The organism is Winogradskyella helgolandensis, assembly GCF_013404085.1.
Taxonomy (GTDB): Bacteria; Bacteroidota; Bacteroidia; order Flavobacteriales; family Flavobacteriaceae; genus Winogradskyella; species Winogradskyella helgolandensis.
In genome coordinates this window covers 3913386-3939257 of the sequence record NZ_JABFHO010000001.1, presented here as the reverse complement: position 1 = coordinate 3939257, position 25872 = coordinate 3913386, and the positions used below count along the sequence as shown (strand labels likewise).

The 25872-nt window shown below is 34.2% G+C and carries 21 protein-coding genes and 1 pseudogene; 6 read left to right on the top strand and 16 right to left on the bottom strand.

From position 1 onward, the window contains the following. Nucleotides 1-3 precede the first annotated feature (3 nt). From HM992_RS16730 to HM992_RS16710, 5 genes are all read right to left on the bottom strand, one after another. Nucleotides 4-975 (bottom strand): cbb3-type cytochrome c oxidase N-terminal domain-containing protein, encoded by a 972-nt coding sequence (locus HM992_RS16730; RefSeq protein WP_179320488.1) that lies wholly within the window; start codon nucleotides 973-975, stop codon nucleotides 4-6. After that, nucleotides 972-1157 carry a CcoQ/FixQ family Cbb3-type cytochrome c oxidase assembly chaperone gene (locus HM992_RS16725; protein WP_178983963.1) on the bottom strand — a complete coding sequence of 62 codons (186 nt, stop codon included), beginning with the start codon at nucleotides 1155-1157 and terminating at the stop codon, nucleotides 972-974. The genes HM992_RS16730 and HM992_RS16725 overlap by 4 nt, the downstream gene beginning before the upstream one ends. Nucleotides 1158-1163: 6 nt before the next feature. Beyond that, a complete protein-coding gene (ccoN, locus tag HM992_RS16720; RefSeq protein ID WP_178983964.1) occupies nucleotides 1164-3371 on the bottom strand; it encodes a cytochrome-c oxidase, cbb3-type subunit I in 2208 nt (735 codons plus the stop codon). Between the two features lie 11 nt (nucleotides 3372-3382). Then, on the bottom strand, nucleotides 3383-3568 hold the full coding sequence (ccoS, locus tag HM992_RS16715; RefSeq protein WP_178983965.1) for a cbb3-type cytochrome oxidase assembly protein CcoS: 186 nt from the start codon (nucleotides 3566-3568) through the stop codon (nucleotides 3383-3385). Between the two features lie 79 nt (nucleotides 3569-3647). Next, nucleotides 3648-6023 carry a heavy metal translocating P-type ATPase gene (locus tag HM992_RS16710; RefSeq protein ID WP_179320486.1) on the bottom strand — a complete coding sequence of 792 codons (2376 nt, stop codon included), beginning with the start codon at nucleotides 6021-6023 and terminating at the stop codon, nucleotides 3648-3650. A 105-nt stretch (nucleotides 6024-6128) separates the two neighbouring features. Here HM992_RS16710 and HM992_RS16705 point away from each other — a divergent pair, with 105 nt between their 5' ends. The 3 genes from HM992_RS16705 (at nucleotide 6129) to HM992_RS16695 (ending at nucleotide 9702) form a co-directional block, all read left to right on the top strand. After that, nucleotides 6129-6806: a Crp/Fnr family transcriptional regulator gene (locus HM992_RS16705; protein WP_179320484.1), complete on the top strand. Its 678-nt coding sequence runs from the start codon at nucleotides 6129-6131 to the stop codon at nucleotides 6804-6806. Between the two features lie 214 nt (nucleotides 6807-7020). Continuing rightward, on the top strand, nucleotides 7021-8151 hold the full coding sequence (locus tag HM992_RS16700; RefSeq protein WP_179320482.1) for a vWA domain-containing protein: 1131 nt from the start codon (nucleotides 7021-7023) through the stop codon (nucleotides 8149-8151). Between the two features lie 87 nt (nucleotides 8152-8238). Continuing rightward, on the top strand, nucleotides 8239-9702 hold the full coding sequence (locus HM992_RS16695) for a MoxR family ATPase (RefSeq protein WP_179320480.1): 1464 nt from the start codon (nucleotides 8239-8241) through the stop codon (nucleotides 9700-9702). Nucleotide 9703: 1 nt separating this feature from the next. Here HM992_RS16695 and HM992_RS16690 read toward each other — a convergent pair whose 3' ends face one another. Genes HM992_RS16690 through HM992_RS16670 form a run of 5 tightly spaced genes read right to left on the bottom strand, consistent with a single transcriptional unit; the run spans nucleotide 9704 to nucleotide 15817 of the window. Beyond that, nucleotides 9704-10276, bottom strand: a complete 573-nt coding sequence (locus HM992_RS16690; RefSeq protein WP_229720519.1) for a YdeI/OmpD-associated family protein — start codon at nucleotides 10274-10276, stop codon at nucleotides 9704-9706. Between the two features lie 3 nt (nucleotides 10277-10279). Continuing rightward, nucleotides 10280-11911: a M1 family metallopeptidase gene (locus HM992_RS16685; protein ID WP_179320478.1), complete on the bottom strand. Its 1632-nt coding sequence runs from the start codon at nucleotides 11909-11911 to the stop codon at nucleotides 10280-10282. Nucleotides 11912-11913: 2 nt separating this feature from the next. Next, complete coding sequence (locus HM992_RS16680; protein ID WP_179320477.1) at nucleotides 11914-12264, bottom strand: hypothetical protein; 351 nt, start codon at nucleotides 12262-12264, stop codon at nucleotides 11914-11916. A gap of 6 nt (nucleotides 12265-12270) precedes the next feature. Further along, nucleotides 12271-13617 (bottom strand): M28 family peptidase, encoded by a 1347-nt coding sequence (locus HM992_RS16675; protein ID WP_179320475.1) that lies wholly within the window; start codon nucleotides 13615-13617, stop codon nucleotides 12271-12273. A gap of 1 nt (nucleotide 13618) precedes the next feature. Next, on the bottom strand, nucleotides 13619-15817 hold the full coding sequence (locus tag HM992_RS16670; protein WP_179320473.1) for a bifunctional alpha,alpha-trehalose-phosphate synthase (UDP-forming)/trehalose-phosphatase: 2199 nt from the start codon (nucleotides 15815-15817) through the stop codon (nucleotides 13619-13621). Between the two features lie 82 nt (nucleotides 15818-15899). Between HM992_RS16670 and HM992_RS16665 the strand changes: the two genes are divergently transcribed. After that, on the top strand, nucleotides 15900-17705 hold the full coding sequence (locus HM992_RS16665) for a glycoside hydrolase family 15 protein (protein ID WP_178983975.1): 1806 nt from the start codon (nucleotides 15900-15902) through the stop codon (nucleotides 17703-17705). A 7-nt stretch (nucleotides 17706-17712) separates the two neighbouring features. Here the strand turns inward: HM992_RS16665 and HM992_RS16660 are convergent, their stop codons facing one another. From HM992_RS16660 to HM992_RS16650, 3 genes are all read right to left on the bottom strand, one after another. Next, nucleotides 17713-18504 carry a sugar-binding protein gene (locus HM992_RS16660; protein WP_179320471.1) on the bottom strand — a complete coding sequence of 264 codons (792 nt, stop codon included), beginning with the start codon at nucleotides 18502-18504 and terminating at the stop codon, nucleotides 17713-17715. A gap of 3 nt (nucleotides 18505-18507) precedes the next feature. Next, on the bottom strand, nucleotides 18508-18972 hold the full coding sequence (locus HM992_RS16655) for a DUF6265 family protein (RefSeq protein WP_179320469.1): 465 nt from the start codon (nucleotides 18970-18972) through the stop codon (nucleotides 18508-18510). Nucleotides 18973-19272: 300 nt separating this feature from the next. Continuing rightward, nucleotides 19273-20412 carry an FIST signal transduction protein gene (locus HM992_RS16650; RefSeq protein ID WP_179320467.1) on the bottom strand — a complete coding sequence of 380 codons (1140 nt, stop codon included), beginning with the start codon at nucleotides 20410-20412 and terminating at the stop codon, nucleotides 19273-19275. A 273-nt stretch (nucleotides 20413-20685) separates the two neighbouring features. Between HM992_RS16650 and HM992_RS16645 the strand changes: the two genes are divergently transcribed. Together HM992_RS16645 and HM992_RS16640 are read left to right on the top strand one after the other, a co-directional pair. Then, nucleotides 20686-21072, top strand: coding sequence for a BlaI/MecI/CopY family transcriptional regulator (locus HM992_RS16645; protein WP_179320465.1), 387 nt, complete (start codon nucleotides 20686-20688; stop codon nucleotides 21070-21072). Beyond that, nucleotides 21065-22477 (top strand): N-acetylmuramoyl-L-alanine amidase, encoded by a 1413-nt coding sequence (locus tag HM992_RS16640; protein ID WP_179320463.1) that lies wholly within the window; start codon nucleotides 21065-21067, stop codon nucleotides 22475-22477. The genes HM992_RS16645 and HM992_RS16640 overlap by 8 nt, the downstream gene beginning before the upstream one ends. A gap of 75 nt (nucleotides 22478-22552) precedes the next feature. On the opposite strand, the gene HM992_RS16635 is transcribed toward HM992_RS16640, so the two are convergent. The 3 genes and pseudogenes from HM992_RS16635 to HM992_RS16625 form a co-directional block, all read right to left on the bottom strand. Next, nucleotides 22553-24361: an acyl-CoA dehydrogenase family protein gene (locus HM992_RS16635; protein ID WP_179320462.1), complete on the bottom strand. Its 1809-nt coding sequence runs from the start codon at nucleotides 24359-24361 to the stop codon at nucleotides 22553-22555. 43 nt (nucleotides 24362-24404) lie between these two features. After that, a pseudogene (locus HM992_RS16630) lies at nucleotides 24405-24566 on the bottom strand (four helix bundle protein); the annotation flags it as partial. A gap of 55 nt (nucleotides 24567-24621) precedes the next feature. Beyond that, nucleotides 24622-25815, bottom strand: coding sequence for an acetyl-CoA C-acyltransferase (locus tag HM992_RS16625; protein ID WP_179320460.1), 1194 nt, complete (start codon nucleotides 25813-25815; stop codon nucleotides 24622-24624). Between the last annotated feature and the right edge of the window lie 57 nt (nucleotides 25816-25872).

Here is a 25872-nt window from a genome sequence, read left to right as displayed (position 1 = left end):
TAATTAATTATTAGATACCACGTTTTCAACAGTCTCAACCACTTCTTCAGCAGTATTGCTATTATCTTCTGTAGCTTCTGTTTTAGTATTTTCTGACCCTTCTTGGACCCAAATATCACCTTCCGCATCTTTAGGATTAGCAGGTGTTGTACCTTGAAACTGTAACACATAACTTGCTACTTGTGCCATTTCAAGAGGCTTTAAACTTTGTTTCCAGGCAATCATTCCTTTTCCAGATCGACCACCTTCAGAAACCGTTTTAAAAACATTTTTAATACCTCCACCTAAAATCCAATGGTCATCTGTAAGGTTTGGTCCAATTCCACCACCTCCATCTACCATATGGCAGGCCACACAGTTGGCTTCAAAAATCTTTTGACCAGCATTTAAATCGGCTGTTTCTGTTAGCAATTCTACAGTATTAATGTCTACTAAACCTTTTGCTGTTTTCTTATATTCTTCAATAGCTTTGTTAGCTTCTGCATATTCCATTTCATATTCTACAATTTGGTTATCTGCATCCAAAACGTGATAACGTACCATATAAACCACTGCAAAAACTATTGAGATATAGAAAGAGTAAACCCACCATGGCGGTAAATTATTATCTAATTCTCTAATGCCATCGTAATTGTGGTCTAGTATAATTTCACCTTCCTCTTCAATAGGTTTATGCTTCCCTACTAATTTTGAGTAAAATGCCTTTACTTTCGTAAACTGAGGAACTTTAGTCTGAGATGCTATGTAACGTTTCTTACCTTCTTCATCTAAACTTTGAAAAAGAATATTATCTAATGAATTTACTATACCTTCAATAGCTATAAGGACTATTAAGACTAAAAGTAAAAATAGTAAGATAATAGGCTGCTCAATAAAAGCTGGCTGATCTCCTGAATCTACAAAGTATTCTACAAGTCCGGCAATGGCGAAAAACATTACAGGTACTCTAATGTATGATGGGATTAAATGTCTCATATTTCGGTATCGTTTTGGTTGTCTAATGGTATATTACTAACAGTGGTTATATAATCTTTCTTAGCTGTGAATACCCAATAGAATAACACGACGAAGAAAATAAAGAAAATAAGAAGTGATATCATTGGGTATATTTCTATACCCGTAATACTTTCTAAATGACCTTTTATAAATTTGAACATAATAAATTAGTTTTGAGCGGTTTCGTCAATAATATCTTTTACTTTGATATCCGTTCCTAAGCGCTGTAAATAAGCAATTAAGGCTACGATTTCTCTATTTCGCATTTCAACAAATTCGTCACCTGAGGCCGCTTTATCGGCTTCATAAGAAGCTACAAAATCTGGGTCATTATATAGGCTTTGCTCGATTTGAGTACCTTGTTCTAACATATGCGCTTGTGCATTAGCAATTTCTTCATCTGTATAAGGGACACCTAATGACACCATGGTTTCCATTTTCATTTCAGTTGAGGATTTATCTAGTTTAGCTTCTTCTCCAACAATTAACCATTGATACGCTGGCATAATGGATCCTGACGATGTACTTTGAGGATCGTACATGTGGTTAAAGTGCCAGTTGTCTGAGTACTTACCTCCAACACGATGTAAATCTGGTCCTGTACGTTTACTTCCCCAAAGGAATGGGTGATCGTAAACAAATTCTCCCGCTTTAGAGTATTCACCATAACGTTCTACTTCAGATCTAAACGGACGCACCATTTGTGAGTGACAGCCCACACAACCTTCTCTAATATAAAGGTCTCTACCCTCAAGTTCTAAAGGAGTGTAAGGTTTAACCGTGCTAATAGTTGGTATATTAGATTTTACAACTATGGTTGGTATAATCTGCACAATACCACCAATTAAAATTGCAATTGTAGCGTAAATAGTTAATTGAATTGGTTTACGCTCTAACCAAGTGTGCCAGCCTTCTCCAGCAACTCTACTTTTAGAAACACGTGTTAACGCAGGAGCTTCAGCTAATTCGTCTGTAACCCCATGTTTAGACGTTACAACGGTAAGAATAACATTGACCACTAAAATGATCATACCAGTAATGTATAATGTACCTCCAATAGCACGCATCCAATACATTGGCATAATTTCGGTTACGGTTTCTAAAAAGTTACCGTATACTAATGTTCCGTCTGGATTAAATTGTTTCCACATACTTGCTTGTGCAAAACCTGCAACGTAAAGTGGTAAAGCATATAACATAATACCTAACGTACCAATCCAGAAATGCATATTTGCTAAACCGATAGAGTATAATTTTGTTTTAAATAATTTAGGGATTAGATAATAAATCATACCAAAGGCTAGGAAACCATTCCATGCTAAAGCACCAACGTGCACGTGTGCGATAATCCAATCCGTAAAGTGGGCGATGGCATTTACATTTTTAAGGGATAACATTGGTCCTTCAAAGGTTGCCATACCATAACCGGTAATAGCTACCACCATAAACTTTAAAACAGGATCTGTACGTACTTTATCCCAAGCTCCACGCAAGGTTAACAATCCGTTGATCATTCCACCCCAAGATGGCATTAATAACATAATTGAGAATGCCACACCTAAATGTTGTGCCCATTCTGGTAATGCTGTATATAAAAGGTGGTGAGGTCCCGCCCAAATATATATAAAGATCAATGACCAAAAGTGAACAATAGAAAGTCGATATGAATACACAGGTCTATTGGCAGCTTTAGGTACAAAATAATACATTAACCCTAAGAATGGTGTTGTTAAGAAAAATGCAACGGCATTATGTCCGTACCACCATTGTACTAAGGCGTCTTGTACACCTGCATACACAGAATAACTTTTCATACCGGTGAAACTTACAGGAAGTGCCAAACTATTAAATATATGAAGTACAGCTACCGTTACGAACGTTGCTAAGTAAAACCATAGCGCCACGTATAAGTGACGTTGACGACGCTTAATCATGGTACCAATAAGGTTAATACCAAAAGCGACCCAAATTAAAGCGATAGCAATATCTATTGGCCATTCTAATTCTGCATATTCTTTAGATGTTGAATAACCTAAAGGTAATGTAATTGCTGCAGCGACAATGATAGCTTGCCAGCCCCAGAAATTTAAGTTACTTAAAAAGTCACTAAACATTCTTGCTTTTAAGAGGCGTTGTGTAGAGTAGTAAACACCAGCAAAAATGGCATTACCAACAAAGGCAAAAATAACGGCATTGGTGTGCAATGGTCTTAATCGACCAAAACTCAACCAAGAGATGCCATCAGTCATGTTAGGGAATAAAAACATATAGGCCAAAATGAGGCCTACAAGCATCCCAACAACTCCCCAAAGAATGGTAGCATAGAGGAATTTTTTAACGATTTTATTATCGTAATAGAATTGTTGCATTTCCATATTTAATTTAATTAGTCAGTTTTAGTTTGTTTTGATGTATTGGTTGGTTCTTTTACCAGTTCGTCTTCAAATAGCATTCGTACAGAAGGAGTATAGTCGTCATCATATTGTCCAGACTTTACGGCCATTATAAAAATGACAAAGAAAGCCACGCCAATAACGACGCTAACCGTTAATAAAATATAAATAACACTCATACCTACTGAAGTTATGGCTCAAAAGTAATATTGAGGCCGGTTTGAAAACATGATAAATATCATGTTTCATTATTTTTAATCATTCTAATTTCTTTCCTAAAAAATTTGTGGCAATAGTTGTAAATATAACAATACTAATTGAACTTAAAGGCATTAATATTGCGGCAACTACGGGTTCTAATTGTCCGGTTATAGCAAAGTATAACCCAATAATATTGTAAAAAAACGACAATACAAAACTCCACTTAATAATTTTTATGGCTGATTTAGAGGCTTGGATATAGCTGTATAATTGCTTAAATTTTGAAGCATCTAAAATAGCATCACAAGCTGGAGAGAAGACGTTTACATCTTCTGATATAGCAATTCCAACATCACTCTGTGCTAATGCACCAGCATCATTTAAGCCATCACCAATCATTAATACTTTAGCTCCTTCGGATTGATGATATTTAATAAACTCTAATTTATCTTCGGGTTTTTGATTGAAAATTAATTTAGTTTTAGCTGGTAGCAATTTTTTTAAATTTTCAAGCTCACCTTCATTATCGCCAGAAAGAATGACCAAATCAAAATGTTTTTTTAATTGATTGAATAATTTTGAAACCCCTTTTCTATAGCTGTTGTAAAATGTAAATTTTCCTTTATAGATATTATTGCTACTGACATGAACTGTAGTGTTTAACAGAGCACTAGTGTTTGGATTTCCAACAAAACTTGCCGAACCAATTTTCATGTTTACAGCATTGTGTTTTGCTTCAATTCCTTTACCTATGTGCTCTTCAAAAGTATCAAGTGTCACAATATTGTTTTCTTCTAAAATAGTATATAAGGTTCTACTTAAGGGATGATTAGAACCTCTAAGTGAATTTTTAAGAACGATGTTTTCAGAATCTGAAAGTAACTCTCCATCATATTCGGCACTACTATCTTTATTAGAGGTAATGGTTCCTGTTTTATCAAAAATCACGGTATTTATTTGTGCTAATTGTTCAATGACACTGGCATTCTTTACATAAAATTTTTGTTTACCGAAGATTCTTAATAAGTTTCCAAAAGTGAAAGGTGCGGAGAGAGCAATTGCACAAGGACACGCAATAATTAGCACAGCTGTAAATACATTCATGGCTTTGCTAGAATCCACAAATAACCAAAATGATGTTGCAATAAATGCAATGGTTAGTATCGCAATAGTAAAATGTTTACTTATAGTGTTGGTAATATTGGTAAACCCGTCTTCTTTATTTTTGTTGAACACATCATTACTCCATAATTGTGTGAGATAACTTTGTTCAACGGATTTTAAAGCCTCCATTTCAATGACTCCATTGGTTTGTTTTCCTCCTGCAAATAATTTGTCTCCAGATTGTTTGGAAACTGTTTGTGATTCACCTGTTACAAAACTGTAATCTAATTTTGCTTTTCCATTAATAAGAATACCATCAATAGGAATTAGTTCTTCATTCCGAATTAAAATGCGATCCCCTTTTTCTATATCGTAAACCTGAATTGAATTTTCGTTTCCATCTTTATCAATTTTAGTGATGGCAATTGGAAAGTATGATTTATAATCGCGTTCAAAGGATAAGAACTCATAGGTTTTTTGTTGGAAGAATTTTCCAGTTAATAAAAAGAATATTAATCCGGCTAAACTATCAAAAAAACCAGAACCCATATCAAAGGTAATTTCGACGGTACTTCTTATAAAAAGAACAGAAACTCCAAGTGCGATTGGAACATCAATATTCAGGATTTTTGCTTTTAAACCTTTATATGCTGATATAAAATAATCTTGTGCAGAATAAAATACAATCGGTAATGACATGGCAAACATTAACCAACGAAAGAGCGGTTTATATTGTTCTAGCCAAAATTCGTTGACTTCAAAATACTCAGGAAAAGACAAAAACATAATATTACCAAACCCAAAAGCAGCAACTCCAAGTTTGTAAATTAAGCTTCGATTAATATGTTTTTTGCCAGAATTAAAATCATCTAAACTAATATAAGGTTCATAACCGATAGCGCTTAATAATAGAACTACCGCTTTTAAATTGGTTGTGTCTGAATTGTAAGTAACTCTAACTGTTTTCTTGCCGAAATTGACTTGAGAATCTGAAATACCTGGATTGAGTTTGTTTAAATTTTCGAGAATCCAAATACAGGAACTACAGTGAATATGTGGAATGTAAAGTGTAGCTATTTCTACGGAACCATCTCTAAATTCTGTAAGCTTTTCGATGATATTTTCTTGAGATAGAAAATCGTATTTGCCTTCTATTTCCTTTGGAATTGCTCCAGGAGAATTTTGTAAATCGTAATAACACGTAAGATCGTTTTCGTTAAAAATCTCGAAAACGGTTTTACAACCATTGCAACAGAATGATTTATCCTGAAATGTAATTGGATGACTACCACAGTCATCACCACAGTGAAAACAAGTTTTGTTTTCCATTTTTAATTTGCTCATTTATACCTATAACAAAAGTCTTAAAAGTACTAATTTTAATCTATGATATTTGTCATGTTTTGATTAACTTTGAATTTAAGAGTTTTTCCTATGACAAAGTGCCAACAATGTATCGTTAAACAGTTTAATGCTTTAAGATCTTTAGAAAAAGACGATTTAATTCGTATATCTGGATGTAAAACTTCTAAGTTTATACAAAAAGGTGAAACTTTATTTAGAGAAGGTGAAAGTATAAATGGTATTTATTGTATTAAGGATGGTGTTTGTAAGTTAACAAAATTGAGTGCTAATGGTAAAGACCAAATTGTTAAACTAGTCGTAAGAGGTGATTTATTAGGGCAACGTTCATTAGTTACCGATGAGAAATCTAACCTTACCGCTATTGCAGTAAATGAAATGGAAGTTTGCTTTATTCCTAAAAACGAAATTCTTCATGATTTATCAAAAAACGCAAGCTTTTCTTTAGATATGTTACAAGACATGGCTAAAGAGCTGAGAATTGCAGATAATATCATTGTAGATATGGCTCAGAAATCTGTAAAACAACGTTTAGCGGATTTACTAATGTATTTGCATTCTACTTTTGATGTTGACGAGAATGGGTATTTAAGCGTTATCTTATCTAGAGAAGACTATGCCAATCTTGTAGGAACTGCTACAGAGTCTGCCATTAGAATTTTGTCTCAATTTAAAAAGGAAGACTTGATTTCCACTACAGGAAAACAAATAAAGGTTATAGATTTTGAAGGTTTGAGACGTGTTGAGTAACAGACGTTTTTATTTATAAGTTTTAAGGCTAGAGTTTTAGTGATATTCTTATATATCATGCTAATGATTACAAAGTTGCTCAATAAGTATAATTTTTATTCATTGGAATAGCGTTACTACTGTCTAAAATATAGCGAAAAGCTATTGTTTAATTTCTAAAGGAGATGTTAATGCTGATGATAGCCGTGTGAAAAAGCCTTATTTTTACATAGCTATGAAACAAAAATTAAATAAATCGGGTTTTGTTTTTAAAACCTACGAAGCTCCTCACCAATCACCTTTCGAAAAACTTTTCGAGATTTTTAAGGAGCTCATTACGCATACCTCAGGCGATTTTGACGAAGCTATTGATTGGTTACGTAGTCTAGATAAAGAATATAAGTTAACGACTCCAGAGTATACCATTGATGATTTTATTGAAGACCTAAAGAATAAAGGTTATATAAGAGAAGAACTAGATCCTAATGGAACAGGTGAAGGCGGTATGACAATTACAGCCAAAACAGAACGCGCTATTCGTCAGCAAGCTTTAGATCAAATTTTTGGTAAAATAAAGCGCAGTGGTTCTGGTAATCATAAAAGTAAAGGTGTTGGTCTAGGGGATGAACATACAGGAGATTTTAGAGCCTATCAGTTTGGGGATAATCTAGATAAAGTTTCCATGACTGAAAGCATTAGAAACGCGCAGATCAATAATGGTATTGGTGATTTTAGTCTAACCGAAGAAGACTTGGTAGTTGAAGAAACCCTTCATAAAAGCCAAATGAGTACAGTACTCATGATTGATATTAGTCACAGTATGATTCTTTACGGAGAAGACCGAATAACACCTGCTAAAAAAGTAGCTATGGCTTTGGCAGAATTAATTACCACACGCTATCCAAAAGATACTTTAGAAATATTAGTATTTGGAAACGATGCTTGGCCCATTAAAATCAAAGAATTACCCTATTTAAAAGTAGGGCCATATCATACCAATACGGTTGCCGGATTACAATTGGCAATGGATATGTTACGCAGAAAACGAAATACTAACAAGCAGATTTTTATGATTACGGATGGTAAACCCAGTTGTTTGCGTATGCCAGACGGACAATATTATAAAAATAGTAATGGTTTAGATCCATTTATCACTAACAAGTGTTATGCGATGGCGCAACAAGCTAGACGTTTACATATTCCGATAACAACGTTTATGATTGCTGAAGATCCCTATTTAATGCAATTTATTAGAAAATTTACGCAAGCCAATAGAGGTAAAGCATTCTACACAGGATTGAAAGGTTTGGGTGAAATGATTTTTGAAGATTACGAGAATAACAGAAAGAAGAGAATTAAAGGATAAAAAAAGAATAAAGAATAAAGAGCATAGAATAGAGAAATGGCTGAGTCTATTTTCTTTTATCTATAATCTCTTTTCTAATAATTGAATATGAAAATAGAAACAATACATACGTTAGGCGAACTAAAAAAAGCAGGCTATCAATCAAAATCTATTAAAGATGAATTGAGAGATAATCTGATTGAAAACATAAAAAATAAGAAAACCACGTTTGAAGGGATTCACGGTTATGAAAATACGGTGATTCCTGAATTAGAACGTGCTATTTTGTCGAGACATAATATCAATTTATTAGGATTAAGAGGACAGGCAAAAACACGTTTGGCAAGAATGATGGTGAATCTGTTGAATGAATATATTCCAGTCGTAGAAGGTTCGGAGATTAATGATGATCCTTTAGCACCAATTTCAAGATTTGCTGTAGAATTGATTGCAGAAAAAGGAGATGATACTCCAATAACTTGGCTACACAGAAATGCTCGTTTTGCGGAGAAATTAGCGACACCAGATGTAACTGTTGCAGATATTATTGGTGATGTCGATCCGATAAAAGCAGCCAATTTAAAATTGAGTTATGCCGATGATCGTGTTATTCATTATGGCATGATTCCACGTGCTAACCGTTGTATTTTCGTCATTAATGAACTGCCAGATTTACAAGCTCGAATTCAAGTCGCCTTATTTAATATTTTGCAGGAAGGAGATATTCAAATTAGAGGATTCAAATTACGCTTGCCTTTAGACATGCAGTTTGTGTTTACCGCAAATCCTGAAGATTATACTAATAGAGGAAGCATTGTAACACCTTTAAAAGATAGAATTGGTTCTCAGATTTTAACGCATTATCCTGAAGATGTAGAAACGGCAAGAACAATTACAGCACAAGAGGCGAAACTAGATTCAAGACAATCGGAATCTGTTTATGTCCCAGAATTAGCAAAAGATTTACTAGAACAAATTAGTTTTGAAGCGAGAGAAAGTGAATATGTAGATGTTAAAAGTGGAGTAAGTGCGCGTATGAGTATTACGGCTTTTGAGAATTTATTAAGTACCGCCGAACGCCGTGCATTAATTTCTGGAGATGATACAACTTCAGTCCGATTATCTGATTTTATTGGAGTGATTCCTGCAATTACAGGAAAAGTAGAATTGGTTTATGAAGGAGAACAAGAAGGTGCCGATTTTGTGGCTAACGCTTTATTGGAAGCCGCAGTGAAAACGTTATTTCCTAAATATTTCCCTAAAGTTGAAAAACTAGAAAAACAAGGAGATGAAACTCCATATGATGATTTAATCTCATGGTTTTTCAATGGAGACGGTTTTGAATTGTTAAATGAATATGACGATAAAGCTTACAAAGCAAAATTAGATGAGGTTACTCCTTTAGATGCTTTAATTGCAGATTATCAACCAGAAATAGATCCTAAAGATGTTTATTTTGAAAAAGAATTTATTCTCTGGGGATTAACACAATTTAATAAGTTAAGCAAGTATAGTTATTCTGAAGGTATGCAGTTTAAAGATCCTTACGGAAGTTATATTAGTGGTTTGTAGTTTATCTTACCTCCCGACTTTTAATATTAGCATCGCAGAGTTTAATTATCTCTGCGATTCTTTTTTGTTGCGTAGTTTCTCTTTTTGCTTGATTTAACCAGTATAAATAGCTTTTTCTATAACTAGGAGCAAAGTTGAGGTAGTTAGAATAGGCTCTTTTATTGGAATCAAATGCCTTCTGTAGTGCTTCAGGAATAATGCCATTTTCTACATCATCTAATGCTGACCAGCTACCATTTTCTTTAGCAATCTTTATAGAATTATGACCGCTTTTGTGGATTAAGTTTTCTTTATGTAAATCAATAATATAATTTTTGTTAACCGCACTCCAAACACTCTTCGGTTTTCTAGGACAAAAATATTGTCGCCGTTTTCCATTACCCAAACTTTTTACAGTAGAATCTATCCAACCAAAACAAAGCGCCACTTTTACGGCTTCTTCCCAACGCATAGAGTCTTTTTTATGATCTACTTTGTAGAAAATTAAATGGACGCCTTTTACTGAATCATGATAGTCTAGTAACCATTCACGCCATTCCATATCGGTTTTAAAATATAATTCTGGTAATTCCAATAGTTATAATTTTTTAGAATTCACGTAGAAATCTCTATCTATTTTGAAATCTTCAGAAAAGACTTTTTTAGATTGCCATTCGGCTTTTGGAAATAACCACTCCGATTTTTCTCCAATTTCAACTTGAATGGGCATATCAAATTTCTCAACACTATTTGTCCAATGATACTTTAGTTCCCCTTTTTTTATTTCATATTCCAATGTCGGAATTTTAGTGGTTCTTAAATATTGATTAAAAAACTCCGTTAAATCAATACCTGAGTGCTCACTTAAGTAATCTTCAATCTGCTTAGTTGATACTGTTTGATGATAGAATTCAGAATTTAAACCTCTTAGAATTTGTCTCCATTTTTCATCATCTTCAATGAGTTGACGAAGTGTATGCAACATATTGGCACCTTTGTAATACATATCACTAGAGCCTTCATTATTTACGTTATAATGACCAATTAACGGTTTGTCATTTTGGATGTTTTTACGCGTACCAATCACATAATCCGCAGAAGCTTCTTTGCCGTAATAATAGTCTAAAAATAGATTTTCTGAGTAGGAGGTAAAGCCTTCGTGAATCCACATATCAGCGATGTCTTTGTTGGTGATATTGTTGGCAAACCATTCGTGACCTGCTTCGTGAATTATAATAAAATCGAATTTTAATCCCCAACCAGTACCCGATAAATCACTGCCTAAATACCCTTGTTTGTATTGGTTACCATAAGTGACAGAACTTTGATGCTCCATGCCTAAATAAGGGACTTCAACTAATTTAAAACTATCCTCATAAAATGGATAAGGTCCAAACCAATATTCAAAAGCTTTCATCATTTTTGGTGCATCTTTAAAATGCGTTTTGGCGAGTTCTAGATTATCTTTTAGCACCCAATAATCCATATCTAAATTACCTTTTTCGCCTTCGTAGGTTTCTGAAAAATTAGCATAATCCCCAATATTTACATTAACTCCGTAGTTGTTAATCGGGTTGTTGACGAACCAATGCGATGTCACGGTATTATTATCATTTTCAACTAATGCTCTAAGTCTTCCGTTTGACACATTAGTTAAACCTTTTGGATTGGTTACACTGATGAGCATACTATCCACTTCATCATACATGTGGTCTTTATTGGGCCACCAAACACTAGCGCCTAAACCTTGACAAGATGTGGCAATAAAGTGGTTTCCGTTTTTGTCTTTTTTCCATGAAAACCCACCATCCCAAGGGGCACGTTTGGCTTCTTTTGGATGTCCTTTATAATAGACTTCAATAAAATTGATATCTCCAATATTTTGATTTTCAGATAGCGTTATAAAATGTGCATTGCCTTCGTGTTTTACCTCTAATTCTTTTCTATCCTGAAGCACCTTTGTTATTTCCATCGGTTCTTGCAAATCGATTTGCATCACCTGATTTAGTTGCAATACTTTGTATTGAATGGTATTTTTTCCTGAAATGAATTTGTCTTCAGGTTTGACTTCAATATCTAAATGATAATAAGTTAAGTCCCACCATTCGCGTTCTGGATTGATGCTACCTCTAAGTGTATCTTGTTTAGTGAATTCTCCCTTGTCTTGAAGTAATTGGCCTTGAATGGTCGAAAATGCCAGTACGAATATTACGATTAATTTATTTTTCAATTTTAAACCATTTTTAATTTCAAATATTTATAAAACATAAATCCTGCCAATATTAAATTTAATCCAAGATATAAGGATCCAAAAATAACGAGGTTTTTCCAATTATGATTAACGTTGTCAAATTCTGATAACTCTGAAATCAATGCTAAAACCATAAATAAGGTTAGAACTATAAATACGGTAGAAAGAACTAATCCTAAGGTTGTATTTTTCTTAATGATTTGATAGCTTAGAACAGCTAACAAGCCAATAGCAATCGGATTAAAAAGATTAGGAGTTAAAAACCAATAATATAATACGGAAACTATTAAAAATAATTCGGGTATTAAGGGTTTGAGCTGACTGATTTTCATTGGTGTTTATCTCAAAATCTTATTTGGAAAAACCACAACACTTTCATGTCCGCCTGCACTAACAGCAGCTACTCCAAAGAAGGAATTATCAATAACAATACCCTCTAAGGTAAACTCAGTAATGTTTTCAACATAGCGACTGTGATCCCAAATTGGGGATGTAGTATCTCTCCAATAGATTTTATAACCTTTGGCACCTTCAACTTTAGACCATTTTAGTTTAGCAGAAGCTTCAACAATGCCACCAATGCTAACTTCGGTTGGTGACGGTGGAGCAGAGGCGAGGCTTGCCATGGTTATCGCATTGACTGCAGTTAATTTTTTACAATACGGAAAGTTAACATGCTCAAAAGTATCTCCATAGTTAATACCATTTTCAGTTCTGATATCTTGATGTTGTTGTGTGTAATTTTCGTGAGCTTCCATAATTCTAAGTCCAGGAAAACCTGCATCGTTAAAAGGTCTGTGATGGCCTCCGCGACCAAAACGGTCTAATCTATATATTAACATGGGATTCATTTCTGGCATGTAAGTTTTTGTCGTTTTGTGCACATAACGTGCTAACTGACGAGATGTTCCATCAACTTCTCCACCATAAAAACGTCTAGCTCTCGCTTGATTTGCTAATTTCTCTGGATCCGTTTCTGAGGTTGTAATAGGTTCTGAGAAAATCCTAAAGGTTCTATTGTCAATCACGCCATCAACTCCTGAGATATTGCCAATCATGTCATTATTTAAAACTCCAATAATATCCCAATTATGGTCTTGTGCATATTTTGCTAATCCCTTACCACCAAATAAGCCTTGTTCTTCACCTGACAATCCGACATAGATAATACTATTTTCAAATTTGTATTTCGATAATACACGTGCAGCTTCTATAGTTCCTGCCATACCTGTGGCATTGTCATTAGCTCCTGGTGCATCAGATGTGAAATCATTTGGGTCTGAGACTCTCGAATCGATGTCTCCACTCATTATAATAAAACGGTTGGGATATTTTGTGCCACGTTGTATTCCAACGACGTTTACCACCATAACATCTTTAACGATACGTTGATTTTCTCCTTTTTTGACTAAGTCTTTCTGGTAGAAGACCTCTAAACAATCGTTGCAATCTTTAGAAATGGTTTCAAATTCGGATTTTATCCAACGACGCGCCACGCCAATACCTCTAGTTTGTGAGAGTGTATCACTTAAAGTATGTCTTGTGCCAAAATCCGCTAAAGTTTTTACATCTTCACGTAAATTTTCTTCTGAAATTGCATCTATAATATCGTAGATTTTTTGGTCGGTTTGAGCAGTAACACTGATCGTTAGTGCTAACGTGACTAATACTAAAAGTTTGTTCATTTTAAATAAATTTCTTGAGTAATTCCCTAACCTCATTTGGGCCTTTAATTTGATACTTAGCTTTTGTTTTTACGTAACCAACTTTTATAGTTACCGCAGATTCTGGTGCGGCTTCAAACATATATTCATCGGTCCAGTCATCTCCCATAATTAATACAAAGTCGTAATCGTCTTTCATTAATAATTGGGTTGTTGCTCTACCTTTATTAACATTACTGCTTTTTATTTCAATAACCTTATTGCCTTGTAAAACTGATAATTCATTATTAGCGATCATACTTGTTAAAACGGTGCTGAGTTCCATGGTGCGTATTTGTGCTAATTCAGGATCAGCAGTTCTGTAATGCCAAGCCAAAGAGTATTCTTTTTCTTCGATAAATGTTCCTGGTGTTCTATCTACAAAAGTTTCGAGTATAGGTTTAATGCTAGACATCCATTCTGTTTTAAGAATTTCTAAGGGTGTCCATTTTTTTTGTTCCCGCATCCAAACTCCATGATCCGTAATAAGATCATAGTCTTTGTCTCCATGCCATTGTTGAAATGTCGCTTTGTCTCTTCCGCTAATTAAACAAAGTTTGACGGCCTTTTCGTTTTCAAATTTATCTAAGAGGTCATATAATTCTTCGTCTGGTTTGGCATCTTGCGGGTTGTTTTTAAAGCCAACTAAAGTACCGTCGTAATCTAAAAGAATAAGTCTGTTTTTAGCGTTTTTAAAGTGTTCAATAATTAGGTTTTCCTCCTCTTCGTTTAATTTTTTTGAAACACTCACATCTTTGAGCTCTTTAGTGGAATCCAAGGTTTTGAAAAACTCTCCAGCCCATTTTTCGACATCATAACGTTTTAAACGTTTTTGTAAAATTTTCATTCGATTTTGTTGTTCCTCTAATGGCATGGTTAATGCCTTATAAATTGCTTTTCCAAAGTCTTCGAAACTGTTAGGGTTAATAAGAATAGCTTCGTTCATTTCTTTTGCAGCACCAGCCATTTCGCTTAAAATAAGAACACCATCTTGTTTTGTGCGGGTAGCCACATATTCTTTAGCAACTAAATTCATACCATCTCTTACAGGAGTGATTAAAGCCACATCAGATGATGTATATAAATCGATAAGATTTTCAAAAGGCATAGATCTATAGAAATACCAAATTGGTGTCCAGCTTACTGTAGAAAATTCACCATTAATACGACCAACCAATTCATCGGTTTCACTTTTTAACTTTTTATATTGTGGTACATTAGAACGCGAAGGCACTGCGAGCATTACTAACCTCACTTTTTCTTTATATTGAGGATAAGTATTTAGAAAATGCTCAAATGCACGTAACCGGTTTGGAATTCCTTTTGTGTAATCTAATCGATCTATAGAAAGGATAAATTTTTGATCATCAGCTACATTTAAATGTGTATCTAAGCGTTTTTGGAGCTCAGATTTTTCAGTATTTGGATTGTCGTGCGCCAGTGCAGCATTGTAAAATTTGTCATAGTCTATTCCCATAGGAAATGAATCGACTTTTATAATTCTATCGTGATACGTAATTTCATTAAAATTAACATCGAGACGTAAAATTCGTTTAACGGAACTTAAGAAATGACGTTCGTAATCATAGGTGTGAAAACCAATAAGATCTGCGCCAAGCATTCCTGTTAAAAGTTCTTCGCGCCACGGAAATGTTCTAAATATCTCATAAGAAGGAAACGGAATATGCAGAAAGAAACCTACGGTCACATCTGGTCTTGCTTCTTTTATAAGTTGCGGTAAAAGCAATAATTGATAATCGTGAACCCAAACGGTATCACCTTCCTCAATGGTTTCTAATACAACTTTAGCAAATTTTTCGTTCACGCGCTTATAAGCTTCCCATTGCGATTTTTCGAACTCTGTATATTCTAAAAAATAATGAAATAAAGGCCAAAGTGTTCGATTGCTAAAGCCTAAATAAAAATCTTCAACATCAGCTTCAGTAAGACCTACAGCTCTACATTTGGCGTCTTTAACTTTAGCATTAACTTTTGATTTTAAGTTGTCATCTAAATCTTCATCTGTAATCCCAGACCAGCCAATCCAAACTCCATTTCCATCTGCGTGTACAGACTTCATTCCGGTGGCAAGCCCGCCAACACTAGGCGTTACGTTAAGTTTGTCATCTTCTATTGAGATTTGAAGTGGTAATCGGTTTGAAACTATTATTGTTTTATTCATGATAATATTTTGGATGGGTTTCAATATTTTCGTTAATTTAAAGAAATTAGAATTTTTATCATCATTTTAAATAGAGAAATTAATGAATAATTTAGATTACGGAATTATAGGAAATTGTAGAAGTGCCGCTTTAGTATCCAAAGACGCCTCCATTGATTGGTGTTGTTTACCAAAGTTTGATTCCGCATCTGTATTTGCAAAGTTATTAGATGATGACATAGGGGGTAGCTTCGGTTTTATTGTTGATGACGGTTATACAACAGATCAATTTTATCAAGAAAATACAGCGATATTAATTACACGTTTTAGTAAAGGTAATGATGTTTTTGAGGTCATAGACTTTATGCCTAGGTATCATAAACCAAATGGTAATTACCATTCACCTCCAGAATTTATTAGATATCTTAAATATGTTTCGGGGCAACCAGAATTAAAAGTAGCTTATGATCCTAAATTAGAATATGCTAAAGGCGTTACTTCTACTTATGTAAAGGATGATTTTATTGTGAGTCTTAATAATGAAGATACTTATGACACCTTGTTTTTATATACAGATTTAGATAAAGAAATTGTAATAAATGGGGATAACATTATTTTAAATGCCGATCATTTTTTCTTAGTGGGTTATAATGAAAAATTATTTTTACCCAATTTAAAATACGCAAGTTTAGAGTACGAACGTACTAAAGTATATTGGTTAAACTGGTTAGAGCGTACGCCAACTTATAAGAAATTTAATGAACAAATATCGCGTAGCGCAATGACATTAAAGTTGTTGAGTTATGATAAAACAGGAGCCGTTTTAGCAGCTGCAACCACATCGTTGCCAGAAACTATTGGTGAAGTTAGAAATTGGGATTACCGTTTCTGTTGGATTAGAGATGCTTCTATGGTGATAAAAGTAATGTCACAATTGGGCCATAAAAATATTGCTAGACGTTATTTAAAGTTCATTATTGATTTGATGCCGGATAAGGATGAAAAGTTGCAAATTATGTATGGCATTAGTGGTGAAAAGCAATTAACAGAAATATCTTTAGATCATTTATCGGGTTATAAAGGGTCTAGTCCTGTTAGAGTTGGAAACGCAGCCTACATGCAAAAGCAGAATGATATTTATGGTATCCTAATGGATGTGATTCATCAGTTACTTGTTAATTTTAGTAATGATATAGACAATGGCGAAGAACTTTGGACCATGACTAAGGGCATTGTTTGGGTTGTAAGTAAACACTGGAGAGAACCAGATAAGGGTATTTGGGAATTTAGAGAAGGAGATCAGCACTTTACATTTTCTAAAGTGCTATGCTGGACTGCTGTAGATAAAGCCATAAAAGTAGCTAAACTCTTAGGTAAAACTTCTAAACTTCAACGTTGGGAGGTTTTAGAGGAAGACATAAGAACAGACATCATGGAAAACGCTTGGAATGAAAAAGCCCAAGCGTTTACACAAGCTTATAATTCTGAAGATTTGGATGCTTCTGTGTTACTCATGGAGTCTTATGGATTTATAGATGCTAAACACCCTAAATTTGTGAGTACAGTAAAGGCCATTGAACGCGATTTATGCTACGAAGGGCTTTTATACCGCTATAAAACGAAAGATGATTTTGGATTACCATCATCTTCATTTACTATTTGCACGTTCTGGTTTATTAATAGTTTATACAAAATAGGAGAGGAGCAAAAAGCCACCGAACAATTTGAAAAATTATTGTCCTATAGTAATCATCTTGGTTTGTTTAGTGAAGATATAGATTTTAAAACAAAACGATTGTTAGGTAATTTTCCACAGGCTTATTCGCATTTAGCATTAATTGAAACTGCAATTAATTTATCTAATGTCACAACAGCTGATGAAAAAGTAAAACACACTATAAGAAACTAAAACTTAACTAGTCTTTTAGTAGAAGTGTTCCAAAGATATTAGCATCGATCCAACCTCGATTTTTATCTTCACCTTCTACAGGAATAGATCCTATGAAGTTTTCACGTTCTAAACTTTTGTCATTGTCACAGTAGGCAATGGCAAAGCCTATTTTTTTGTTAGCACTTAAGTTTACAGGTGTATTTTCTCCGTTGTCGTTGTATGAATCATCATATAATGCCATTTTTACTTCCCAAATGGTTGTGTTTTCTGTAGTTACATTTTTAGATTCTATATGTGAGTTGTAAAGTTTTCCTGTTTTTTCAGTAGACATATCAACCACATTACCATCTAACGCTATATGATACGCAAAGGCATTATGATTAAATTGATGTTCGCCACCACTGTTGTCTTCATCTATAAAAATTTCTAAGCAATCGTCATCCCACCATCTCACTAAAGGATCTTCAATAGTATCAATTAAAGTATCGTCTTGTATTTCAGCTAAAACATAAAGCGCATCATCAGACCAACTCAATTTAAAACGCCCTGAATAATCATTTTCAGTCAGAGAATCACCTAACCAAACTTGGTCTAAAGCATACCAAGGACTTTTTATCCAAGCAGAATCGTTAGCTATTCCATCAATTGTAATGGTCGTTTTAGCTTTGTAAACGTCTCGTAATTGCTTTTCAATTTTAGTTGATGCTATGTTTTGAGGTGTTTCATTTAGAGACGGTTCTTCTACTTTTTTAGAAGTTTCATTTTTACAATTGAAAACTAAAATTAGAAGTAGTAAGAGGTAGATGGCTTTTTTCATGTGTTATTTTTTGTAATTGAATTTTACGGTTTCAGTTTTTCCTTTGTCTTCGATATCAACATAGACATTCATTTCACTATCTGAAATTTTTTCAAAGGACATACCCTCAAAAATAACTTTATTTTCTGTGATTTCTTTTAAAGGAAAGTCTACTGTTTCATCCTTTGTTTCCCAGCCTTTAAGATCTGGACCGAAATGTTTTAATTGCAGAATTAATGAATTTTCGACTTCTCGGATGACTTCTATTTCGTAAAAGGTAACTTTTCCGTCGTTAATTAATTTAAAGGTTGCCATCATGGATCCACCAGAAGGTTCGCTCCATATTTCTTCGGTGATGCCTCCAAAGGCTTCACCATGCCATGTGCCAGCAATCCATGCAATGTTTTCTAATTTAGGCTCAAGAACTTTACTCGTTTGTGCTTTACTCGTTAAGGTAAAGGCAATTAGTAAGAACAGTAAGTGTTTCATTGAGTATGCTTTTATATAATCAAGTAAAGATAAAAATTACATGGTATAAACCGGTTATAAATAAAATAATAAGTCCTAGTGTTAATAGACTAATAGCACGTTTAACATTTTTAAATTTCCAATCGGATATTTTTGAAATGATAATTTGCTTTCTTAAGAAACACCTTATAAACGTGCTGCTGCATGTACCCTATCTCCCATAACGGTATAGACTATATCTTTGTAATAGGCATTGAACATTTCAATATCTGTTATATGCTTGTAAAGGACTGCGATTTTTTGCATTGTATATGGTTTTAATTATTTCTCTTTTAGTGCTACACAACAGGTTGTTAAGTTGTGCATTTCGAGATTACCACCTGTTGCTCTTGCTAGCTCAGCATTAGAAAACATCCCTACCATTGGAACATTCCATACGTTTTTTATTCCTTCAATTTCGTCATTCATAAGTGGTCCAAGCGATAGAATTCGTCCTCCACAACTAAACACCACTAAAGCGTCTGCTTCGGGCATTTCGGTATCTTTTAAATGTTGTACGCCTTGAATCACTTTGTCCATAACATCAAAATCTGGTGGTAATGAAAAGCGCACTTTAGAGCCTTGAGGTACAGTGCCACTGCAATAAAAGGAACGGTCGTTCCAATCTATAACGAGACCAGGGCGCATTACAGGATCTCCTTTTTCTCTTTGTAGTTGCAAGGGGAAATTGGCAGCAATTTCTAAAATGATATCGTCATTTTCCTGAGTTACATTTTCGATGCCACCATATTTTTGGGTAACATCTAAAACAGGAATATCATCCACGGTGTAAACGTGATTGCCTTCACTTTTAGTCACTGTTTTTTCAGTGCCAACAGCTTTCCAACCACAGGTAGCCACACCTTTAATTTTTATATAATCTTCGTCTAAAGCGAGTACAAGAGTACCTCTACTGCTTTCTTTTTTATTAGTAAATACAAATTGATCTAAAAATGCGTAATCATCTCCTGCCATGCCTCCATAAACATTAACGTGCTTTCCTATAACGTCTTCAAAGCCACGTAGTAACTGTTCGGCGTCAGTTTCTAAATGACTAGCTGAAATAAAAAATGCTGGTTTTTCAAATTGAGATGCTGCTTTGAAAGCGATATATTGAGCAACTTCACGGTAATTTTTTTCAGGAAACTCTTCGAGATAAATTTTAAAATGTTCACGCTTCATATCGAGCAATAATATTGCAGTCGATTTGTTATCAGTGTTTCCATCAATGAATTCTCCGTTTGATGTCGCTCCGAAAACGGAGATATTTTTTAAATCTAATAGTTCTCTAATAGCTTTGCGATCTTGAGCTACTGATAGAAAGACGATGGCTAGTGTGGGTTTGAAACCGTCATTTAAATTTTGCTCAAGGGCATTTTTAATCTCATTGAAAGACTTACCTTTTATGGATCTTGTGTTCATTTATAGATGAATAATAATACATTAGTTTAAAATTAAGATGCTCTTAATCAATTTAGGGTAATGGGATGCTTAAAATTATGATAATCTCTAACGATTGTCAATCACATATTAATGTGATATTAGACGGTACATGTTATTGATTCGGACGGATGATATAATAACTAATGACTAATCCATTTATTGATAAGCTTAGGATTAAAAAAAATCCATTTTTTAAACTGAATTTGGATATGTGATTTTTATTACTACATTTGTAGTATTAAAACTATATTTGTGGATATAAAACAATTGAATAAGTCAGAGCTTCAGGTTATGAAGTATTTATGGATGCTTGAAAAAGGATTTATGAAAGACATTGTAGAAAAATTTCCGGAACCAAGACCAGCTTATACAACGATTTCGACTTTATTGAAACGTATGACAGATAAGGATTATATAGGTTTTGAACGTTTGGGTAGAGACAAACAATATTTTCCAATTCTTAAAAAGAATGATTATTTCACGAAACAAGTTAATGGAATGATTCAGCATTTCTTCAACGATTCTAAAGCACAATTTGCGTCTTTTTTTACAAAAAATGCCGATTTATCCATGCAAGAGATAGAAGAACTACAGGCGTTGTTAAAGCAAAAAATGGAACAAAAGAAAGCCAATGATTAGTTATTTTATATATACCATTATTAGTCTCGGCTGCTCTTATGTGCTTTATGTTTTGTTACTCAGAAAACAAAAGACATTTCAGTTTAATCGTTTTTTCCTTATTGGTTCTATCTTATTGTGTTTGGCAGCACCATTTATGGAAATTGAACTGTTTAAATCGGTTCCTAGTATTACTGAAATTCCTCTAGAAAAATTTACTGAACCTGATGTTGATATGACTTCTAAAGAAAACGGAACTTTTGGTGAAGTAACACCAATGCAGGTCTCATCAACGCATCCGCTTTTCTATATTTATTTAGTGGTTGCTGGTTTTTTCTTATTTCGATTTTTGAAGAATTTATTTCAGATGTATCGATTAACAAGACAAAAAAGTAAACGTGTTGGGAAGCTAAAATTAATCACTATTACCGATTCGGAGATGGTGTCTAGCTTTTTCAATTATATGTTTATGCCTAAAAATCATGTTTTATCTGAAGATGATTATTTAAGCATTATTGCTCATGAAACCGTACATAGTAAAGAATTACATACCGTAGATATTATACTTTTAGAAGTGTTGCACTGCATCTTTTGGTTCAATCCATTTATCTGGTTGTACAAGAAAGCCATTCTGCAGAATCACGAATTTTTAGCCGATGAACAATCCGTTTTATCGGGCATTGCTATTGAAAATTATTCTAATACCATTATCAACTTAGGACAAAAGGACTACCGCGTTCCTCTCACTAGCGGATTTAATTTCATTCAAATCAAAAATCGAATTATTATGTTACATCAATCAAAATCATCAGTATTCAAACGAACTTTAAACATTATATCTGTCATTTTGCTTTTTACCAGCATTTTTGTATTTAGTTCATACAAAGAATTAAAAGAACCGCTCGTAGTTGTTATAGATGCAGGTCATGGAGGACATGATTCTGGTAATTTAGATGAGAAAAATATTGTTTTAAATATTTCTCATCAGTTATCTCTTTTGAGTAGTGATAATATCAGAATTATTACCACAAGAACTGAGGATACATTTTTTACATTACAAGAACGTGTTGAATTTATTAATACGCAAAATGCAGATCTAGTTGTAAGTTTGCATGCCAATGCACATTCAAATCCATTGACAAATGGAGTAGAGGCTTACTACAACGACAAAGACGAGTTTAAGGATAAATCTTATGCATTTGGCAAGATTTTATTAGAAAACCAGATGGAATTATTTTCAACCAATCGCGGACTTAAAACAGTGCCTATGTATATTTTTAGACATATCAATAGTCCTGGTGTATTATTAGAACTCGGATTTATTACGAATGAAGAGGATCATAAGGTTTTGATGAATGTGGATCGTCAAAAGGAAATAGCAGCTTCCATTTTTGAAGGATTAGAAGAAATTAGAAATAGTAACTAAACTAAAAAAGCCAACACAACCGAAAATCATGAATCGGAAGTATTGGCTTTTAACCATTTTCAACTTACTTAAATTTTAGAAGCAGTACTTATTTTCTGCTTTTACTTTTTCTGCAATTTCGATACGTAAATCTACGATATCTGGATAGTTAGCATATTTTGTAAAACGCTTAAGTCCCATTAACATCATACGTTGTTCATCGCCTTCAGCAAAAGAAATAATACTTTCTTTTCCTTTTTCTTCAACGATATCTACAGCGTGATATAAATATAATTTCGCCATAGCAATTTGTGCTGATTGTGATTCTTCGCCAAAACGCTTCACATTTTTCTCAGTCCTTAAAATTGCTGATTCTGCCATATAGATTTCAATTAAGATATCTGCAGCAGCAATTAATAACTGTTGGTGCTCTTCTAGTTGAGGTCCATATTTTTGAACGGCTCCACCAGCAACCATTAAGAATGTTTTCTTAAGTTTTGCAATCATTTCCTTTTCTTCCGAAAATAATTCAGAATAATCAGGCGTTTCAAAAGAAGGAATACCCATTAATTCTTCTTGTACTTTTTGAGCAGGACCTAATAAATCTACATGACCTTTCATCGCTTTCTTCACTAACATACCAACACATAACATTCTGTTGATTTCATTAGTTCCTTCATAAATACGTGCAATTCTTGCATCTCTCCATGCAGATTCCATTGGTGTGTCTTCAGAGAATCCCATGCCTCCAAAAATTTGGATACCTTCATCGGCAGCACTTTGAACATCTTCAGAAACCGCTACTTTAAGAATAGAACATTCAATAGCATATTCTTCAACTCCTTTTAGTTCTGATTCTTGATGTGTGTTTCCTGCAGCTACACGTAAAGCAATTCTATCTTCTATGTTTTTTGAAGCTCTATAGGTAGCAGATTCACCAGCATAAGCACTAGCAGCCATTTCAGCTAGCTTCGTTTTTATGGCACCAAAGTCAGCAATAGGTGTCTTAAATTGTCTACGTTCATTGGCATACGTTACGGCAGTTGTTAAAATTCGTCTTTGAGAATCTAAACAAGCTGCAGCTAATTTAATACGGCCAATATTAAGAGCGTTCATAGCAATTTTAAAACCTTCACCACGACCAGCTAACATATTTTCAACAGGTACAACGGTATCATTATAAAAAACTTGACGTGTAGAACTTGCACGAATACCTAATTTGTGCTCTTCTTCACCTAAAGTAATGCCGTTAGGATTATTTTTATCATATTCTACTATGAAACCAGTAATGTTTTTGTCATCTTCAATACGTGCAAATACAATCATCAAACTACAGAATCCTGCATTTGAGATCCACATTTTCTGACCGTTAATTTTGTAGGATTTACCATCCTCAGAAAGTGTCGCCGTTGTTTTACCAGAGTTAGCATCTGATCCTGCACCAGGTTCTGTTAAACAGTAGGCTCCAAACCATTCACCAGTTGCTAATTTAGGAACGTATTTTTGTTTTTGCTCTTCTGTTCCGTATAAGGTAATTGGCATCGTACCAATTCCGGTATGCGCACCAAAAGCAGTACTGAATGAACCGGTTCCAGAAGAGATATAATCACAAGTTAAAACTGTAGATACAAATCCCATTCCAAGACCTTCATAAGCTTCAGGAACAGCAACACCTAAAAATCCAAGTTCAGCAGCTTTTCGCATCACTTCTTCAGTTAAGGCATAATCTTTAGCTTCAAAACGTGCTTTATGTGGGATGATTTCACGGTCGTTAAATTCCATAACCGCTTCTTTCATCATTGTTTGTTCTTCTGAAAAATCTTCAGGAGTAAAAATGTCTTGGCAATCTGTTTCCTTTACTAGGAATTGACCACCTCTTAATAATTCTTTTTCTGTTGTTGCCATGTTTTTTGTTAGATTATTTAGACACAAGAACCAAGAATCAAGACTATTTCAGTCCAGATTTGAAACTTGAAATCATTTTTTGTATTTGTTTTATTTTTAGTTCTAATTCTTTAAATTTTTCTTCTGAAATATAGTCTTCATTAAAAGCTACATTCAGTTGTGTTTCCCATTCAAAAGCAGAACCTAAACTATGCTCTAAAAAAGCCGTAAAATGTTTTTATACTTTTTAGTCTTGGCTCTTGATTCTTTTAGTCTTGATTCTAATTCAAAAATTCAAATATCCCACAAGCCCCTTGACCTGTACCAACACACATGGTAACGGCTCCATATTTACCTTTCATGTCACGCTTACGCATTTCGTCAAAAAGTTGTACGGATAATTTTGCTCCTGTACATCCTAATGGATGACCAAGTGCAATAGCACCACCATTTACGTTAATGATATCAGGATTAAGACCAAGTTCTCTAATTACAGCTAAAGATTGAGAAGCAAATGCTTCATTTAATTCAATTAAGCTTAAATCGTCTTGTTTTAATCCAGCTTGTTTTAATGCTTTTGGAATAGCTTTTACTGGTCCAATACCCATGATACGAGGCTCAACACCAGCAGCAGCATAATTTACCATTCTTGCGATTGGTTCTAAGCCTAATTCTTTTACCATGTCTTCACTCATGACCATAACAAAAGCAGCACCATCACTCATTTGTGACGAGTTACCCGCCGTAACACTACCTCCAGCTGCAAATACGGCTCTAAGTTTTGCTAAGGCTTCTTTACTAGTTCCGGCACGAGGTCCTTCATCTTTAGTTACGGTGTATGATTTTGTTGCTTTTTTACCGTTAGCATCAATATAAGTTTGTTCAACTTCAATTGGTACTATTTGATCTTGAAAACGATCTTCGGCTTGCGCTCTTAAGGCTTTCATATGTGAATTGTAGGCAAACTCATCTTGATCTTCACGAGATACATTGAATTGTTTTGCAACAGCTTCTGCTGTATTTCCCATACCCCAATAATAATCTTCGTGACCTGCTTTTACAATGGCGTCATAATTTAATTCTGGTTTAAATCCAGTCATTGGAACGCTACTCATGCTTTCTGCTCCACCAGCAATAATACAATCTGCCATTCCGGCTTGTATTTTAGCTGTGGCCATACCAATGGTTTCCACTCCTGAAGAGCAAAAACGGTTGACAGTTACTCCAGGAACATCTACGATATCTAATCCCATTAAAGAGATTAAACGTGCCATATTTAATCCTTGCGAACCTTCTGGCATGGCGTTACCAACAATAACATCGTCAATACGCTTTGGGTCTAAATTAGGAAGCTCTTTCATCATATATTTGATGGTTTCTGCTGCTAATTCATCTGTTCTTTTAAAACGGAACACGCCTTTTGGTGCTTTACCAACTGCGGTTCTATATGCTTTTACTATATATGCTGTTTTCATAATTTTAGATTTTTAGATAATTAGATTTTTTGATATTTTAGATTTCTAAGCGTCTAG